The organism is Floridaenema evergladense BLCC-F167 (assembly GCF_041929205.2).
In the GTDB taxonomy this organism is placed as follows: domain Bacteria; phylum Cyanobacteriota; class Cyanobacteriia; order Cyanobacteriales; family Aerosakkonemataceae; genus Floridanema; species Floridanema evergladense.
This window is the reverse complement of record NZ_CM171625.1, coordinates 5,355,146-5,371,584: the sequence shown is the minus strand read 5'-3', so window position 1 is coordinate 5,371,584 and position 16,439 is coordinate 5,355,146. Positions and strand designations below refer to the sequence as shown.

General features: G+C 38.0%; 18 protein-coding genes. 8 read left to right on the top strand and 10 right to left on the bottom strand.

Annotated elements, in window-relative coordinates:
* The first annotated feature begins 21 nt into the window (after positions 1-21).
* Positions 22-1,062, top strand: a complete 1,041-nt coding sequence (locus ACE1CA_RS25905) for a M28 family peptidase (protein WP_413276241.1) — start codon at positions 22-24, stop codon at positions 1,060-1,062.
* A gap of 25 nt (positions 1,063-1,087) precedes the next feature.
* On the opposite strand, the gene ACE1CA_RS25900 is transcribed toward ACE1CA_RS25905, so the two are convergent.
* Positions 1,088-1,885, bottom strand: coding sequence for a DUF4058 family protein (locus ACE1CA_RS25900; protein ID WP_413276240.1), 798 nt, complete (start codon positions 1,883-1,885; stop codon positions 1,088-1,090).
* Between the two features lie 66 nt (positions 1,886-1,951).
* Between ACE1CA_RS25900 and ACE1CA_RS25895 the strand changes: the two genes are divergently transcribed.
* The 4 genes from ACE1CA_RS25895 to ACE1CA_RS25880 all read left to right on the top strand — a co-directional run bounded on the left by ACE1CA_RS25895 (position 1,952) and on the right by ACE1CA_RS25880 (position 5,463).
* Positions 1,952-2,557, top strand: a complete 606-nt coding sequence (locus ACE1CA_RS25895) for a Uma2 family endonuclease (RefSeq protein ID WP_413276239.1) — start codon at positions 1,952-1,954, stop codon at positions 2,555-2,557.
* 36 nt (positions 2,558-2,593) lie between these two features.
* Complete coding sequence (locus ACE1CA_RS25890) at positions 2,594-4,279, top strand: hypothetical protein (RefSeq protein WP_413276238.1); 1,686 nt, start codon at positions 2,594-2,596, stop codon at positions 4,277-4,279.
* A gap of 210 nt (positions 4,280-4,489) precedes the next feature.
* Positions 4,490-5,224 carry a dinitrogenase iron-molybdenum cofactor biosynthesis protein gene (locus tag ACE1CA_RS25885; RefSeq protein WP_413276237.1) on the top strand — a complete coding sequence of 245 codons (735 nt, stop codon included), beginning with the start codon at positions 4,490-4,492 and terminating at the stop codon, positions 5,222-5,224.
* 23 nt (positions 5,225-5,247) lie between these two features.
* A complete protein-coding gene (locus tag ACE1CA_RS25880) occupies positions 5,248-5,463 on the top strand; it encodes a Nif11-like leader peptide family natural product precursor (protein WP_413276236.1) in 216 nt (71 codons plus the stop codon).
* 63 nt (positions 5,464-5,526) lie between these two features.
* Here ACE1CA_RS25880 and rsmD read toward each other — a convergent pair whose 3' ends face one another.
* Positions 5,527-6,096, bottom strand: a complete 570-nt coding sequence (rsmD, locus tag ACE1CA_RS25875; RefSeq protein ID WP_413276235.1) for a 16S rRNA (guanine(966)-N(2))-methyltransferase RsmD — start codon at positions 6,094-6,096, stop codon at positions 5,527-5,529.
* 71 nt (positions 6,097-6,167) lie between these two features.
* Positions 6,168-6,812 (bottom strand): imidazole glycerol phosphate synthase subunit HisH, encoded by a 645-nt coding sequence (gene hisH, locus ACE1CA_RS25870; protein ID WP_413276234.1) that lies wholly within the window; start codon positions 6,810-6,812, stop codon positions 6,168-6,170.
* Positions 6,813-6,861: 49 nt separating this feature from the next.
* On the opposite strand from hisH, the gene ACE1CA_RS25865 reads away from it, so the two are divergent.
* Both ACE1CA_RS25865 and ACE1CA_RS25860 read left to right on the top strand, forming a co-directional pair.
* A complete protein-coding gene (locus ACE1CA_RS25865; protein ID WP_413276233.1) occupies positions 6,862-7,371 on the top strand; it encodes a pyroglutamyl-peptidase I family protein in 510 nt (169 codons plus the stop codon).
* Positions 7,372-7,392: 21 nt separating this feature from the next.
* The gene (locus tag ACE1CA_RS25860; protein WP_413276232.1) at positions 7,393-8,034 is read left to right on the top strand and encodes a Uma2 family endonuclease; all 642 of its coding nucleotides are present in this window, start codon (positions 7,393-7,395) and stop codon (positions 8,032-8,034) included.
* Positions 8,035-8,043: 9 nt separating this feature from the next.
* Here the strand turns inward: ACE1CA_RS25860 and ACE1CA_RS25855 are convergent, their stop codons facing one another.
* The 3 genes from ACE1CA_RS25855 to ACE1CA_RS25845 all read right to left on the bottom strand — a co-directional run bounded on the left by ACE1CA_RS25855 (position 8,044) and on the right by ACE1CA_RS25845 (position 12,240).
* Positions 8,044-9,381, bottom strand: coding sequence for a hypothetical protein (locus tag ACE1CA_RS25855; RefSeq protein WP_413276231.1), 1,338 nt, complete (start codon positions 9,379-9,381; stop codon positions 8,044-8,046).
* A gap of 141 nt (positions 9,382-9,522) precedes the next feature.
* On the bottom strand, positions 9,523-10,197 hold the full coding sequence (gene bioD, locus ACE1CA_RS25850; protein ID WP_413276230.1) for a dethiobiotin synthase: 675 nt from the start codon (positions 10,195-10,197) through the stop codon (positions 9,523-9,525).
* 27 nt (positions 10,198-10,224) lie between these two features.
* Complete coding sequence (locus ACE1CA_RS25845) at positions 10,225-12,240, bottom strand: protein kinase domain-containing protein (protein WP_413276229.1); 2,016 nt, start codon at positions 12,238-12,240, stop codon at positions 10,225-10,227.
* A 394-nt stretch (positions 12,241-12,634) separates the two neighbouring features.
* On the opposite strand from ACE1CA_RS25845, the gene ACE1CA_RS25840 reads away from it, so the two are divergent.
* Complete coding sequence (locus ACE1CA_RS25840) at positions 12,635-13,645, top strand: ribose-phosphate pyrophosphokinase (RefSeq protein WP_459563562.1); 1,011 nt, start codon at positions 12,635-12,637, stop codon at positions 13,643-13,645.
* 99 nt (positions 13,646-13,744) lie between these two features.
* Here ACE1CA_RS25840 and ACE1CA_RS25835 read toward each other — a convergent pair whose 3' ends face one another.
* From ACE1CA_RS25835 to ACE1CA_RS25820, 4 genes are all read right to left on the bottom strand, one after another.
* Positions 13,745-13,984 (bottom strand): hypothetical protein, encoded by a 240-nt coding sequence (locus ACE1CA_RS25835; protein ID WP_413276227.1) that lies wholly within the window; start codon positions 13,982-13,984, stop codon positions 13,745-13,747.
* 312 nt (positions 13,985-14,296) lie between these two features.
* Positions 14,297-15,361 (bottom strand): thiamine-phosphate kinase, encoded by a 1,065-nt coding sequence (gene thiL / locus ACE1CA_RS25830; protein WP_413276226.1) that lies wholly within the window; start codon positions 15,359-15,361, stop codon positions 14,297-14,299.
* 2 nt (positions 15,362-15,363) lie between these two features.
* Positions 15,364-15,648, bottom strand: a complete 285-nt coding sequence (locus ACE1CA_RS25825) for a hypothetical protein (protein ID WP_413276225.1) — start codon at positions 15,646-15,648, stop codon at positions 15,364-15,366.
* 21 nt (positions 15,649-15,669) lie between these two features.
* A complete protein-coding gene (locus ACE1CA_RS25820; protein ID WP_413276224.1) occupies positions 15,670-16,341 on the bottom strand; it encodes a methyltransferase family protein in 672 nt (223 codons plus the stop codon).
* Positions 16,342-16,439: the final 98 nt, after the last annotated feature.

Genomic DNA, 16,439 nt, shown 5'->3' with positions numbered 1-16,439 from the left:
TATTAAAAAGATTATGCCAGTATGCCGTCATCTTCAAGAAACAGTCAAGCCAAAATTCAACTGATTAATAAATCTGCATTAATTCGCTTAGGTGTGCTTATAAGCACATTAATAGTTATATGTGTTTGGGGTTGGTTTGCGCTATTTTGGATGCCGGAAAAAAGTTATAGCGGACAACTGAAACCTTTAAATCGACAAGAAATTATTTTGCGAAATTTGTTACAAGAAGATGTCAAAAAATTGGCTGATGAAATAGGTGAACGTAATGCTAATAATTATAAACGGCTCAATGCAGCAGTTGATTTTTTGAAAACTGCTTTTAGTCAAGCCAGTTATCAAGTTAAGGAACAAGAATACAAAATAAATGGGAGGTCTTATTACAATTTAGTGGCGGAGAAAATAGGAATTAAAAAGCCTAATGAAATTATAGTGGTTGGTGGTCATTACGATTCCGTGTTTGGTAGTCCTGGTGCTAATGATAATGGTACGGGTGCAGCGGCTACTTTAGAATTAGCGCGGATGTTTGCTCAACAGAAAACTAATCGTACTATTCGCTTTGTTGAATTTACTAATGAGGAACCTCCCTTTTTCTGGACAGAAGATATGGGGAGTTTGGTATTTGCTAAACAATTAAAAAAACAAAATGAAAATATTGTGGGGATGTTGAGTTTGGAAACTATGGGATATTTTTCCGATCGCGTAGATAGTCAAAAGTATCCTTTTCCGATCGGGTTGTTCTATCCTAATCAAGGTAATTTTATCGCTTTTATTGGCAATCTTAAATCGGGGGATTTGGTACGAAAGGCGATCGCTTCTTTTCGCCGTAATGCAGAATTTCCTTCCCAAGGTGCTGTACTTCCTAGCGGCGTTCCTGGTGTTGGTTGGTCCGATCATTGGTCTTTTTGGCAACAGGATTATCCAGGAATTATGGTGACAGATACTGCTCCTTACCGTTATGTTTACTACCACAAAGAAGAAGATACAACTGATAAAATCGATTTTGATAAACTGACGCGAGTTGTTAGCGGTTTAGCGAAAGTAATTGCTAATTTAGCAGAGTAATTTTGTGGGAATTAGTGATTGATTTTTAATCAGGCTTTTTTTCTAACAACTCTTGAATCCATAAATTATCCTTCTCGGATAAGGACGGAACGATTTCTGAGGTGTAATCAATTCGATAATCGTAACCTGCTTTATCATAGATTTCTGTGAATATTTGCTGTAAATTAACTGTAGGTTCAACATCTTGCGATCGCAAAGGCAAAGAAAAAATTGGAAGAGAATCTGGCAAATTAAAGGCATACAATTCTGCTTGCGGTCGTTGGCTATAACGACTAATTAAAACTCGATAATCTGACTGAATATTGTTTTCTAGAATTGGCATTGCTGAGAAACTTCTGATTAAATCAATTTCTACTAAATTCGTTAAACTTCCTAAAATTCGTTGCCGTTTTTGTAAATAACTATCTCGTCCTTCCCCAGAACGTTTATTGACTGGAGATAAAATTTCTACAACAGTAACAACTAAACCTGTTCCTCTGTCTCTTAATTCTAAATAATTTTGTTTAATTTTTTCAGGTATTGGTACAGTAACAATTATTGGTTTAACCGGAGATGAAGCAACTGCTACAGCGATTTGAGAAGGAGATTGATTAATATTAGAAGACTGACGTTTCACTGCTAAATCTGGAACACCAACTAATAGAGAATTATCACTATTAAGAGGAGCAATTTCATAAATTCTCTTCTCAATAGCAACTTCATATTTAGGACGAACTTGGGGAACTAAAGAATCTGCAAGTGCGACAATTAATCGATTATGAACTTCAGGCCAAAAATCAGGATTTTCTAAATAAGGATCGAACCCTGGAAAGGGTGAAGGCATATATTTATCTCCAATCAGTACAATTCTGAATCTACTACGATAAACTAATCATAGCAGTCTCGAACTATGAGCCTACTGCGTTTTACTCAGAACTTTTATGGCACGGTTATGTTACAAACTAGAAAAAACCTGACTCTAGAAGAATTTCTATTGCTTCCAGAAGATGATGTAACTTACGAATTGGTGGATGGTGAGGTAATATCAAAAATGTCACCGAAATTTTTTCATTCAAGACTGACAAAAGTATTACTGAAATTGTTAGAACGTTGGGGTGAAAACAAGGGTGAGGTTGCAGTAGAATGGGCGGTGGTACTAATGCGGCAGGGAAAAAGCTGGGTACCAACTCCAGAAATTTTATTTGTTTCTTACCAAAAGTTATCAGCTGATTGGATGGAAAATGAAGCTTGTCCTGTCCCCCCAGAATTAGTTGTGGAAATAATTTCACCGGGACAAACTTTTGGGCAATTAGCTGCTAAAGCAAGAGATTATTTGGATGCGGGAGTGTTGCGAGTTTGGGTAGTAGATAGTCAAGCGAGAAGTATTACAGTTTTTTATCCTGATGCGCCACCGCAAACTTATATGGGAAGTACGCCAATAATCGATGCTTTGTTTGAGGGTTTAGAAATTACTGCTGAACAGGTTTTTCAATTGGCAAAAATACCAGGAAATTAATAAAGTTTATGCTATTAGTCTTTAGGAAGGTGCAGGATGAGGAGGTTATCGCGCACAAGTTTATTCAAGTATTTAGTGCTATTTTGCTTGGGGTTAGGAATTTTGCTAATTTTAGTTGGGGGAATTTATTGGTTGTTTGGTTCTAATTCTCCAAAAACTAGTTTTCAATCTTCTAGTGTAGTATCTTTGACTCGATCGCCAAACTGTGGCAGTAAAACTGGAGGCCCAAGTGATAATCCCATTTCTGCAAAATATAGAGAGAATAGCTATCCTTGGACTAATAATATCAAATGGGGCTGTGTATATAATATCAAAGATTTTGCTGGTAATAATTTAGTAGAACAGTTTAATTCAGCAATGAATGCTGCTGTGTTTAATGGTGGTGGAGTTATCTATTTCCCGGCAGGGATTTACGAGTTTCCTGATAGTATTTTTTTGAAAAATGGAGTGTTAATTCGTGGAGAAACTCCAGCAGTGACAGATGCTAAATCTGATAAGTATGCGCCTGCAAGTAAGCTGGTTTTTCCTAAGTATGAACCGACTTTTTCGGGAAATGGCACAGATAATACTACAGCTTTTAAAAAAATCTTTACTAGTGATGCTGAATCAGATAGTAATATTGGTGTGGTTAATTTAGATATTAATCGTGCAGGAATCAATTTTGGGGGAAATGTTGATACTGTCAAAAAACAAAATATTGTAATTTTTGGGGTTCGCAATAATAATGTTGCCGATCCAGCTAATCAAGTACCAGATTCATCTTTTCAAGAAGCTTGGATGCGGTATAGCGATCGCTTCACCGCCAACATTAAAATTAGTGCTTTAGCTAATGTTTTAGTTGCTAATAATCGAGTTAATGATACCATTACTGATAATTACGATCAACCCGGATATAAAGTACAATCTTTAGATAAAAAAGAAGTGATTACTTACGCAGAAGGTAATAAAGTACCTTTTGATTATGGTAATCATTATGGAATTGTGGTTAATCGTTCTAAACCTCAAGGTTTTGCATTAGCAGCTAACCCCAAAAATGAACTGGGACTTTTTCGCAAGGGAGTTGTAATTCGGGATAATTGGGTATTTCATAAAATGAGGGTTGCTATTCATGCAGCGGGTGATGGATTAATTATTAAAGATAATCTGATTTTAGACCGAACTAATAAACAATGGTGGACTGACCCTACGGGAATTCGTCAACCTAGAGGTGCTGTTACTTTTGAAAATCGTGCGATCGATTGGTCTGGTTGGAATGTGAAAATTGAAGGAAATAATTATCAAGTTTACAGACATCGAGTGATGGATACTCCCTATCTTAGTGTTGATGGAGAAGGGATTTTAATTCAAGAATGTTGCGGTGGTACTACTGTAAATGGAGCGCAAATTGTCAATAATCAAGGCAATGGTTATATTGGCATTTATAAAGTTCCAGAAATCAAAAATGTGACGATCGAAGGTAATAAACTGTCATCTCCAGAAGTTGACAAGTACATAATTTATGTAGTTGCAGATACTAACAATGCACCTCATTCTATGGCTGGAGTTTTAATAGATAGTAATCAATTAAGTGGCAACATTGTAGCTAGGTCTAGTTTAGGAGGAACTGGAAATATTATTAAAAACAACGTTGGCACAAATGGAACAATTGAATATTCTTGTAATGTTACTGTTGATAATAATTCTCGATTTATAGTCAAACCTTGCTCCCCTGTAAAACAGTAAAATTAATTTACTGAATATTAACATTTGTTGACTAAAGTAAAAAAAATATTCGCACAGGATTTTAGTATTGAAAAATACCGAATCATTAAGTTGATTCCTCTCTAATAGGGAAAGGAATCCTAAAAGATAACTTACTTACTGAATGTCTACCAATGTCTTGAATCATCAAGCAGAAGCTATACCTGTTAACGATCGAGAGAGAATAAAACAATGCCAGAACAGCCATTCTCAGATGAAGTAGCCTTGCGAATTGCCTTGGCTTCACGATTATTTCGCGAATTAAGTCTTAAGGAGTTTCTAGAAATATTACTGGATTATTTGGGTGGTGAAATTGACGAAACTTCCTTAAGTCGGATCACAGTTACTAACTTAAAAACAGCGTTGGGACAAACTTATGAACTCGACGGAGAAGAACATGGAGAAGATGCCAACACAGAAGAAATAGCCATATTCAAACAAGCAGTAAGAATTTTATGGGGTGAAACTGGTGAAAGCGATAAATTACCAGCTATTGAACCTTATCAAGAAGGCGATATGCCCCAATCTATTCGGGTGGCTGTAGCATCGAATAATCGAGAAGAATTAGATGGGCATTTTGGCTCTTGCTTGCGTTATTTAATTTATCAATTATCAGCGGAAGAAATACGACTTGTTGATATTCGATCGACCTTGGAAGCGGAATTCGCGGAAGATAAAAATGGGTTTCGTGTCAATTTAATTAAAGATTGTCCAATTTTGTATATTGTAGCGATCGGCGGACCTGCTGCTGCCAAAGTAATTCAAGGCGGAGTCTATCCCATGAAGAAAGAAAAAGGCGGTTCAGCTAGAAAAATATTAGTTGAATTACAACGCGCACTTACCACTTCACCACCACCTTGGTTAGCAAAAATTTTAGGAGTTGCACCTGGCGATCGCATCAAAAATTACAAAGCATTAACAGTGTAAGAAAAACTACAAAGGAGTTCATCATGTCTGTTCAAGCAATTAAATCTTTTGTCCAAAAAGTTGAAGCAGATCCTCAAATTGGAGAGAAATTAAAAAGTTGCGAACGAGTTAAAGAATTAGTCGCTCTCGCCCAAGAAAATGGATTTAACTTCGCTGAAGAGGAACTTTATCCCCCCAATGAACCTGCATTTACAGCTGAACATTTAAGCCCTAAACTTGTTAAAGTTTTACTGCGGTAATCCCCAAATTGTAGGAGCAATTCATGAATTGCTCCTACAATTCAGGGATTTGGTGCAAGTAATTTAACTTTCATCAAATGTCTGGAAAGATTCATTTAAAGCATAAAATTTTAAAGCAGTATTCCCATAAACTTTTTCTCGACAAATTTCTAAACTAGGAATTTCTCCTACATTCCACAAATTTGGACTATGTTCGACGGCAATTTCACCATTTCGATCTAAAAGTTGATATTGCGCGATCGCTTCCAGCACAGGTTGATATAGTTCGCTAGAGTAGGGAGGATCGAAATAAATGCGATCAAATTTCTGTCCCTGTAAACTTTTTAATCGCTGCAAAACATCACCGCGCAAAACTTGAAAAGTTTGCCCTGAATGGGCGACTTGCTGCCAATTTTGCTGAATAATTGCACAGGCGCGACTTGATTTTTCAATGCCTACAACATAACTAGCACCTCGACACAAAGCTTCCGCCCCCATTGAACCACTTCCAGTGCATAAATCTAGCCAGCGACAATCTTCAATCGTGCCTTGCCAAATATTAAAAACTGCCTCTCTAACTCTGGCTAGAGTGGGACGAGTGTCTTGCCCTGGTAATGTTTTTAAGAGGCGGTTGCCGTAAATTCTCAGACTCATTTAGTTAAGTAATAAAACGAGTAGGGGCGGGTTTAGCAAAAGGGTTGAATGTCACAGCGCTAAAAATTTAATCAAAACCCGCCCATTGCAACTGGTGTTTGAATTCTGCTAACAAAATTCGAGAGAATTTGTAATCCCGTATCCGATGATTTTTCCGGGTGAAATTGTACTGCTATTAAGTTATCTTTAGCAATAGCGGCTGTAACTTTTTGGTTGCCATGAGTTACTGTAGCGGCGCGAACTTGTGGATCGATCGGATCGACATAATAAGAATGAACGAAATAAACCCAAGGTTGAGTTGCTAAATTTTGCCAAATTGGGGCATTTTGTTGAGTAATTTCTAATTGATTCCATCCCATGTGCGGAATAGTTAATCCGGGTTCGGGGCGAAATCTGCGAACTGTTCCGGGTATAATACCTAAACCTGGTTCTTTGCCTTCTTCGCCACTATCAAATAAAATTTGTAAGCCTAAACAAATGCCTAAAAATGGTTTACCTTCAGCAATTATTTGTTTAATTGGTTCGACTAGATTGCGCGATCGCAATTGTTGCACAGCCGGATCGAAAGATCCCACTCCGGGCAAAACAACCGCATCAGCTTGGGCAATTTCTTTGGGCGAATCAGTTATTTTGGGAGTAGCACCAGCTTTTTCTAAACCTTTGCAAACTGAATGTAAGTTTCCCATGTCATAATCGACTACACCAATAACTGCCATTTTCCCTCCCCCGATCGATCTCAAACAACTATTTACATTTTAATTGGATATGAGCAAAAAAGTTCTATTAACTTCATTTACCACTTGGCTACCTCACCAGAAATCTAATTCATCTGATGATTTATTAACAGAAATTGCTCAAACTTCAGAAATTAATTGTGCGTTAACTTTTCTGCGCCAGTTACCTGTGGATATTCAGCAAGCAAGCGATCGCATAATTGCTCAAATTCACTCGTTACAACCAGATGTGATAATTTGCTGTGGCATGGCAGAAAGCCGACTAAATTTAACAGTAGAATCTCAAGCTTGCCGGGAAAATCAGGTAATTAAAACTTGGGTTGATGTAAACCAATTAATTGCAGATTTAACAGGAGTAGAAATTAGTCACGATGCTGGAAAGTTTGTTTGTGAAGGGCTTTACTACTCAATTCTTCACCATTTAAAAACTCAGCAATTAAAAAGTTATTGCGTCTTTGTTCATGTGCCAATTTTAAATAATAGCAACTTTGCAGAAATTAAAGCAAATTTTACTCAAATTATTCATAGAATGAGTCATTGATATTAAAAGGAAACAAACCTAATGATCCAAGCTATACCCAAATCAGCTACTTTTGATCAATTTGTTGCTTGGTATCCAGAAAATTCGGAATACCGCTATGAACTACACAATGGAGTTATTGTTGAAATGCCTTTAGGAACTGGCGATCGTTCGGATGTTGCTGGGTTTATTTCGGGTGAACTGTTTTTAGAAATTCGGCAACGACAATTGCCTTACTTAGTTCCAAAGGAGTACTTAATTAAATCTAGCAATGACAAATCAGGCTATTTACCAGACGTACTTGTTTTAGACCGATTGGAACTTTTAAAAGAACCTCGCTGGAAAAAAGAATCGATTATTACAATGGGAAGTTCAATTCGTTTAGCTGTAGAGGTCGTTAGTACCAATTGGCGAGATGATTACGGGTACAAATTGATAGATTACGAAGCTTTAGGAATTGCTGAATATTGGATTGTAGATTATTTAGGATTAGGAGGTAGGCGTTATATTGGCAACCCCAAACGCCCTACCTTGTCAGTTTACGAACTGGTAGAAGGAGAGTACCAGATTAGACAATTCAGGGAAGACGATCGCATTGAGTCGCCTAATTTCCCCGGATTAAGTTTAACAGCAAGACAAATTTTTCAAGCTGGAATCTCGATATTAGAATCTACGAATGAATAGTTGTAATATCTATTTTCCAAAACCTTTCGTTGCTTTTTTTGAGGTTTTGGATTTGGCTTTGGGTTTGTCTACTTCTGCGATCGCTTCTTGAAACAGATTATGTAAATGTATTGGAACACTAGCAATTTCCGGTAGTTCTGGTTCTAAAGGCTTATTGTACTCTTGAAGTAACTCATTTAAATCACTTTTTAACTGAAAATTAGGACGATATAAGTAAGTTTGCAACACCTTTTCTAACTCTTTGGGATACTCTTTTGCTAAACAACTCCAGACAAAAGTATTAACTTCTGGCTCTACTAAATACTTTTGAAGTAGCTTATCACCATTGGGAATATTCTGCCAATCTTCTGTTGCTAAAATTGATTTAAACTTAGTGTAAGTTGGTAGAATTACCTGTCCCCAACGAGGATGGGCAATAACAGTTACTTCTTCCGCTTTTTTGATATTGTCAGGTAATTCAATTTTGGGTAACATCATTTTCGGTTTACCTTGATTTTGGAAAATCTGGGAAATTTCCTGAACACCTGCGCCTAATTCTTTTGCTGTTGCTTCTATTTCCTCTTGGGAAACTCCAGCTTCTTTGGCAATTTCTTCTAGCGACTTAGAATCATCTATTCCGATCGCTGCTAATCTTCTTTTAGTAATAACTTCTTGAAATTCCGTAAACTTTTTATTTAACTGATATCCCGGCATTGTTACTTCATCACTGCCAAAGAAATCTAGAAAATCTTGGTGATACTGTTCTACTGACTGCCAAGCTTCTTCTAACAAATCTGGCGCATCGCTGTACAGATATTTTTTATGTAAATCTTTAAAGTTTCCAATGGCAACTGCTAATTTTGGTTTACCCAAATTACCCATAGGTAAACAAGGCCCAGAAAACATCCAATAATCATCTGTAACTGGAGAAATTCTAGTAAGTAAAATATCTCCAACTTTAAAATTAGCCATCTTTTCTAGTGTCAGGCTATTATTTGGTTTCACAATATACTCTTTGGCTGATAACCAGTTCCTTAATTCAAAGCCATTTGGTAAAACTTTCTCAATAGCAAACAAGCCGAGAAAAGTATTTTTCCAATTTTTAAGTAAATTGCGATCGCTCTCTGACAATTCCGCTTCTTTTGCTAAGAATAAATCGATCGGAGTTTGATTTCCAACTTTTCCCTCTGTCAAGAAACTATCAATTAATAACTTTCTTTCGTAAGCAGGATCGTAGAGTTTATTTTGAGAATGAGAATTAGCTGCTACGTAAGATTCTAAAGCTACTGCCAATTTTCCTTCCGAATTTAGAACAAATTCTACTAGACTTTGTTTGAGTTGGTGCGATCGATCTAATATCTTATCCATAAACTAAATTTTAAAATCATCCCTTATAAGGTAAATTACAGTCACAGCAATGGCGATCCACCTAAAGACACATTTTCTGAACTAAACCAGTTCGTTGTGACGACTTCAGTCATGTTTAATCATCAAAGTCATCACAACAAACTAAGAAATAATTAGACTTTCTAGTTCTAAACTCCCTGCTACTTGCACCAACTTTTCCAAATCTTGAGCATCTGCTAAATAGGGCATAATTCCCAAAATCGGAACATTTGTCAAAGATTGAATTAAACCTATTGGTGCTAATTCGATAATTTCTTCTTCCGAAACAGGTTGCACACAATTTAAAACAATCCCTTTCAGCTTAACTTTTGATTGTTGCGCTAAAGCCACATTTGCCACAGCTTGAGCAATACAACCCAATTTTATCGGTACTACTAAAACAGTTGGTAATGCCCAATCTCTCGCTAAATCTGCTACCGTTAATTCATAAGTTATCGGTGAACCTAAGCCGCCTAAAGCTTCTACTAAAAGCAAATCTCGCTGTTGTTGCAAACTAGTAAAAGCTTGCCAAACAATTTTTAAATTTACTTCTTTACCTTCTTTTTGGGCAGCTATTGGTGGGGCTAAAGGTGCCGAAAAATGTAATGGCGTAATCTCCGATTGATTGAGAGAAAATAGTTGGCTGTAAAGTTCCTTATCTCCTTCTCCTGTTTGCAGTGGTTTAAAAATTCCTACTTTTTTACTAGGATAATATTTCTGTAAATAAGCAAATAACGCTGTCGTTAAAACAGTTTTCCCAGCATTTGTATCTGTACCAGTAATCAGTAAACTTTTCATATTATAAAAAACTCCTTTATGCCTTTTTCATCTAACTGTAACATCTAACGAAAATACACTCTCTTGACTTGCTTTGATATCAATTTTATATTCTCCTGATCGATCGATCTTTGATTCCCATTCTCCCAAACCAGTAGCATTTTCTACTAACTCACCATTGGGATAACGAATATCTAAAGTTACATCACCAGTGAGAACTCTGACGCTTACCACTTGACCTGATTGTAAGTTTAGCAAATAGCGTTTGATTCTTGTAGGATTAGTGCGATCGGACAAAATTTGTGTACCTATTCCCCCATCAGCGAAATTAATTGGTTCAGCATCAATTAAAATATTTGCTGCCGGAGTTTCTGTAGGAGTTGGTGTAGGTGTGGGTGTCAGTGCAGGTGTAGGAGTTTCGATCGGAGTTGGCGTAGGAATTGGTTCAGCATTAGTTAAAAATAACTCTAGTTTATAACTACTTTCTGACACACCTTTAACCGTACCCAATTGAATTGTATAATCACCACTATAAGGCAGCGTTCCTTCCCAACGGGTAACTCTTTTCGACTGATTATCTACCGTTTCTCCATTGGGTGCTAAAACTGTCATCAAAACCCCTTCTTGGGTTAACAAAGCACTTAATTTTTGCCCTTGAACTCCGTAAATAATATAATTAACTGTGGCATTAGACTTTAAGTTATCTTCAGCAGTTAAAGTTTCTCCGGGAATTGGGTTAAGACGCTTATTATAAGTTACAGGTTCAGCATTAGAACTAGGAATTTCTGTTGGTTTTGCTCTGTGAGTAGCATCAGGAAACACCTCACTAGAAGTTTCCCAAGGTGTAGGTGTTGCCCTGGAAGAGTTATTACTAACAGAGGGTAATTGTAGATTGCGGAAAATTAATCCTTGGTTCAAAATGTAACTGACTAAAAACCAAGAACCTACTCCAGCCAATAACGCTAAAAATAAACCCACTAAAAACACCATAAACGGGTTTTCCCAGACTGACTTTTGGGCAGGAATAGTCACTAGGGCAGGCTTTTTTACAGAAGGATTTGGTTCAACTTTACGGGCAACTGCTACCGTTTGAAATTCAGAAAGATTGGGAGTGTTAGTAAGTTTTTGCTGTTGAGAAACAGGTTTTTTTTCTGAGGAGTTGTTTGGGGTAGTTACGCTAGGAGGTGAAGTTAAAGCACGAATCACTGAACGGGCATCGGGGTAGCGATCGCCCGGTCGATAACTTAACATTCGATTCAATACTTGTGCTAACACCGGACTAACAGGAGGTATCCACTTTTGCCAATTCCAAGACAGGTTATTTTCATCAAATAAAACTTGCGGTTCCTGTGCCGTCAATAACACAATTGCCATTACCGCTAAAGAATAAAGATCGCTATTAGGATAAGCCCTTCCAGTCTGAATTTGTTCCGAAGGCGCATAACCCATTTTTCCCACTGTAGTTGCGGACGTTAAATCAGGATATTGCATTTTAGAAGCGATATCTTTAACTACACCAAAATCAATTAATACTGGTGTGCGATCGCGCAGCGTGTCGTTAGACTTATCGCGCAGCGTGTCGTTAGACTTATCGCGTTCCCGCAAGATAACATTGTCCGGTGAAATATCTCGGTGAATAATTCCTTGACTATGAATATAATCGAGTACTGGCAATAACTGCTGCAACAAACGCAAAACTTCTGCTTCTGTAAACCTTTCGTTTTTCGACTTCCGTTCCCCAAGTAACTCCCGATAAGTTTTTCCTTCCACATAGTCCTGTACCAAAAATAAACGTTGATTTTGGGCAAAGGCAGCGCGAAACTGGGGAATTTGCGGATGCTTAATTTGATAAAGTATGCTAGCTTCCCGTTGAAAAAGTTCCTTAGCCTTTTGTAGAGATTGACTACCTGGGTGTTGGGGAATGAATTCTTTTAAAGCGCATTTTTCCTGAAAACGCCCTCGATCTTCGGCAAGATAGGTTCGTCCAAACCCCCCTTGACCCAAAAGATTGAGTAAGCAGTAGCGGTTTTGCAGAATAGTTCCATTGGGAAGCGGTGGTTGCATCACAGTTATTTGAGCAGACAAAGGTAATGACGAAACATTTTTGTTGGCAGCATTCTAGCTTAACTTGAAAAGTTTCATTGTGTCATGGATGATAATCGAGTATGGGAACTAATGTAAAGTAATCGTGAAGATAAAATATCATCTTTTACTCGATCTTTACATACACAATACGGCTGTCAGTTAAAATTCTCAGTATTATCTACGAGTCATCTCAACAACTGATTAATTTAGAGTCTGCGATCGCTCTTACTTTCATGACACTTCCGAAAGTAAGAGGTCAATAAATCGGGTAAATTACTTACGGGATTTCATCTAAGCAAAAGTTTTATGTCAACAAATTTAAAAAAACATAGCTTATTTTTTGCGAATTAAAATGATAATATATTGTTAAATAATGCTTAGAGGGTCTCCTGTGATTCGTTCTGCGACTTTGACTCTTCAGCCAATATCACCATCAATCTCTCCTAATAACCGTTTGAGATTGTTTTCTGGCTCCGCTAATATTCCCCTAGCCCAGGAAGTAGCCCGCTACTTGGGAATGGACTTAGGCCCCATGCTCCATAAAGATTTTGCGGATGGGGAAATTTATATTCAAATTCAAGAATCAATCCGGGGCTGTGATGTTTATCTGATTCAGCCAACTTGCCGCCCGGTAAACGATCACCTAATGGAACTGCTAATAATGATTGATGCCTGTCGTCGGGCTTCTGCTAGGCAAGTTACCGCAGTGATTCCCTATTATGGTTATGCTCGTGCCGATCGCAAAACCGCAGGGCGCGAAGCAATTACCGCTAAATTAGTTGCTAATCTAATTACCGAAGCTGGCGCTAATCGCATCCTAGCAATGGATTTGCACTCAGGACAAATACAAGGTTATTTTGACATTCCTTTGGATCACGTCTACGGTTCGCCAGTTATCTTAGACTATCTCTTAGCTAAACAGCTAACCGATATCGTCGTAGTTTCGCCAGATGTGGGCGGTGTTGCTAGAGCCAGAGCATTTGCCAAAAAGCTCAATGATGCTCCTTTGGCAATCATCGACAAGCGTCGTCAAGCTCACAATGTAGCCGAAGTTATGAATGTCATCGGTGATGTCGCTGGTAAAACAGCGGTGTTAGTGGATGACATGATTGATACTGGTGGCACGATTACAGAAGGTGCGCGTATCTTGCGTCAAGAAGGGGCAAAACAAGTTTATGCTTGTGCTACCCACGCGGTATTTTCACCCCCAGCCATTGAAAGGTTATCTTCTGGTGTTTTTGAAGAAGTAATTGTTACTAATACTATTCCCTTAGCTGAAGAACTCCGCTTTCCAGGGTTGACAATTTTATCTGTCGCTGATGTTTTGGGTGAAACTATCTGGCGAATTCACGAAGATAGTTCTGTTAGCAGTATGTTCCATTAACTCAAATTTTGCGGCAAAAACTCATAGAATTTAATATTTAATCTCGTTTAATGGTGGGCATCTTACCCACCATTGATTTTTTATTTAGCTGTCGGACCGCTAGTTTCTTTGTTTGTCCAATAGCCGATCTAAAAGCCATTGGTTAGAAGCGCTATCCAGCGCTGGCAGCAAACGAAAGTTAAAATACTCTTCCCAAACCTCAATTCCATAATTAGCAACAAACAAGTTTTCTAGCACCTGAAACTGAGCATAGTTACGCTTGCTAATCGCATTCAGCAAATAGATTAGTTCAGCAATAGGGATTTGGGTTATTACTTCAGCCAATTGAGCCTCAGTCATCTTGGATATCCTCAAAAATGCAAACAATAGGAAGAATGCTGCGCCCGGTGTTGATAATCTCTACTACCCGCTTACCTTTACGTTTGGCGATTTTGTAGCAGTTGGCTTCTGTAGCCGCAGCTGCTCAGTCTCTTGTCTCTGTTAATGGACTCCACTCCGATCGCTCCTCTGGTTTCTCGTTGGTCATTTAATTTTTACTTGGTTTGTCTTTAGGCGAGACATCAATCACGGTATTGAGCATTTTCAATAGTACCTGGATAGTGCTGTTATGTCTAAAGATAGCACTTGATGGCACGCCCTATCCTACTTACTTCAAAAGTGTTGAAATCCTTGGCTGAGGCTCAAATTTTCATCGGCATAATTGCCTGTATTATCTGTTATTTGTACAATTTTCTCTTTAGTAATTCTACCAATAATTGAGCTATCTTTCCCTAATTTTTCGACTAAACTTTCGGCAATTTCAGATGGAAGACACAACACTAATTCAAAGTCTTCTCCGCCATACAATACCCATTCTATACTTTGCTGCGGGGATAACCAGTTATGAAAAGCTGATGGTGTGGGAAGTTGCGATCGCTCAATTTTTGCCCCCACTTTACTAAAATTACAAATCTGTAGAATTGCGTCTGCTAATCCGTCGCTGCTATCCATTCCGGCGATAGGGATTGGGGACTGGGGACTGGGGACGTTCGGCTGAGCGCTCACGTCGAAGCCTGGGGATTGGGATGATAAAATTTCCCAGAGTATTGGTAGTATATCTAATCTTGGTTTGGGGCGTTGATGGGCTTTAATTAATGTATTTTTTTCGGTATCTTTGAGGGTTTTTCCAATTTCTGGATTTAGTAATAATTCTAATCCGGCTTTTGAGGCTCCGTGAATTCCTGTGACTACGATCGCATCTCCCGGTTGAGCATTTCCCCTGCGAATAATACAATTAGGATTAGCTTGTCCAAAAGCGGTAATTGAGATGGTATTGATTGGCGATCGCACTACATCGCCTCCAACAATCGGAGTATGATAAATTTGCAAACAATCATTCATTCCCTGATAAAGTTTTTCCACCCAACTAACCGGAGTTTCGCCATTAATTGCTAATCCAACAGTGATTCCCAAAGGTGTCGAACCCATCGCCGCTAAATCTGATAAATTAGCAGCAGCAGCACGCCAACCTGCGTCTTCTGGGGAAGTAGTGCGATCGCTAAAATGCACCCCATCTACTAACATATCAGTTGTCACAATTAAAGATTGTTCTGGCAAAGTTTTAATTACTGCTGCATCATCGCCAATTATATCTGGAGGACAAAAACGGTGTAACTTTTGCAGTAAACCTTGTTCGCCAATATCTTTAACTTTTTGTTCTGGATTTTCGTCAAACATGACTACATTTTGGGGAATCGATAATAAGTATTGCCATCATTATCTACTTCGGGAAACGCCCCAAATATCTTCACCTGTTCGTCTAAATATTGTTTTGCTAACTGCGGTTCCACCCTAGCGGTTGCTGATAACTGAATCAATGAAACACAACTATCTCTATCTTCTAATAACCGATAAAAAGCATTGGTTAATTTTTGTTGTTTGCTCTTAGATTCAGCCGCCCTAAATAGGACAAACCCAGTCATTCCTGCCAGAGATATTACCACTAAATATTCGAGAACTGCCATAATTTAAACACCTGTTTTTTTTCAGTAGATAAAAGGAATGATTTTTTTAGTTTTGCTTTGGTATGCTTGATAGCGATCGCCAAACCTTTCAATCAGCATTTTTTCTTCTATATTAATTCTGTTTCCTAACCAAATTGTACAACTAACTACACTCATTACTAGGCTAACAAAGCTTTGCAGAATCGTGCAATATCCCACTAGGTACAAAACATAGCTTAGATATACGGGATGTCGCACTTGACTATAAATACCTGTGGTGACTAAATGATGATTTGGTTTAATTGTAATGCGATCGAACAAACCCTTGAGAGTGCGAATAGCCAATTGGTTGATGACGATCGCTGAAACTAAAATAATTATACCGATCGCCTGCCAAACAGTTGTAGTAGTTGGCGATCGGGAAAAATCATAAATTGCCCACCAATGGATAACTAAAAAAGCAATAAATTGTCCCGCTAAAATTGCCAAACCCGTAAAATCTTTAAATTGAGCATCTTCCTGATTCCTACTTAATTTACCATAGCGCCAAACCCGCCAAATATTCCCCAAAAAAAACAGCAAATAACCCAGCATTAAAAAAATAACTTGCCATTTTTGAATTACGCCAAACAAAACCGCTGGAAACGCAATGAAAATGGCAAGGAAGGCTAACACTACGAACAATGATTGTATTGCTAAGGGAAAATTGCTCATAGCAACTTCGATGATTATTGGGAAAAAAGTTTAAAAAGGTTTTGGCGATTAAAATCGCTACTATACAAACAAAACCTGCCTTCGCAGGTTATTAAGTC

Bases quoted from the DNA above. Each gene is read 5' to 3' on its own strand.
- ACE1CA_RS25905 (WP_413276241.1), top strand. From the start codon at position 22: ATGCCGTCATCTTCAAGAAACAGTCAAGCCAAAATTCAACTGATTAAT.
- ACE1CA_RS25900 (WP_413276240.1), bottom strand. From the start codon at position 1,885: ATGCCTTCACCCTTTCCAGGGTTCGATCCTTATTTAGAAAATCCTGAT.
- ACE1CA_RS25895 (WP_413276239.1), top strand. From the start codon at position 1,952: ATGAGCCTACTGCGTTTTACTCAGAACTTTTATGGCACGGTTATGTTA.
- ACE1CA_RS25890 (WP_413276238.1), top strand. From the start codon at position 2,594: ATGAGGAGGTTATCGCGCACAAGTTTATTCAAGTATTTAGTGCTATTT.
- ACE1CA_RS25885 (WP_413276237.1), top strand. From the start codon at position 4,490: ATGCCAGAACAGCCATTCTCAGATGAAGTAGCCTTGCGAATTGCCTTG.
- ACE1CA_RS25880 (WP_413276236.1), top strand. From the start codon at position 5,248: ATGTCTGTTCAAGCAATTAAATCTTTTGTCCAAAAAGTTGAAGCAGAT.
- rsmD (WP_413276235.1), bottom strand. From the start codon at position 6,096: ATGAGTCTGAGAATTTACGGCAACCGCCTCTTAAAAACATTACCAGGG.
- hisH (WP_413276234.1), bottom strand. From the start codon at position 6,812: ATGGCAGTTATTGGTGTAGTCGATTATGACATGGGAAACTTACATTCA.
- ACE1CA_RS25865 (WP_413276233.1), top strand. From the start codon at position 6,862: ATGAGCAAAAAAGTTCTATTAACTTCATTTACCACTTGGCTACCTCAC.
- ACE1CA_RS25860 (WP_413276232.1), top strand. From the start codon at position 7,393: ATGATCCAAGCTATACCCAAATCAGCTACTTTTGATCAATTTGTTGCT.
- ACE1CA_RS25855 (WP_413276231.1), bottom strand. From the start codon at position 9,381: ATGGATAAGATATTAGATCGATCGCACCAACTCAAACAAAGTCTAGTA.
- bioD (WP_413276230.1), bottom strand. From the start codon at position 10,197: ATGAAAAGTTTACTGATTACTGGTACAGATACAAATGCTGGGAAAACT.
- ACE1CA_RS25845 (WP_413276229.1), bottom strand. From the start codon at position 12,240: ATGCAACCACCGCTTCCCAATGGAACTATTCTGCAAAACCGCTACTGC.
- ACE1CA_RS25840 (WP_459563562.1), top strand. From the start codon at position 12,635: ATGCTTAGAGGGTCTCCTGTGATTCGTTCTGCGACTTTGACTCTTCAG.
- ACE1CA_RS25835 (WP_413276227.1), bottom strand. From the start codon at position 13,984: ATGACTGAGGCTCAATTGGCTGAAGTAATAACCCAAATCCCTATTGCT.
- thiL (WP_413276226.1), bottom strand. From the start codon at position 15,361: ATGTTTGACGAAAATCCAGAACAAAAAGTTAAAGATATTGGCGAACAA.
- ACE1CA_RS25825 (WP_413276225.1), bottom strand. From the start codon at position 15,648: ATGGCAGTTCTCGAATATTTAGTGGTAATATCTCTGGCAGGAATGACT.
- ACE1CA_RS25820 (WP_413276224.1), bottom strand. From the start codon at position 16,341: ATGAGCAATTTTCCCTTAGCAATACAATCATTGTTCGTAGTGTTAGCC.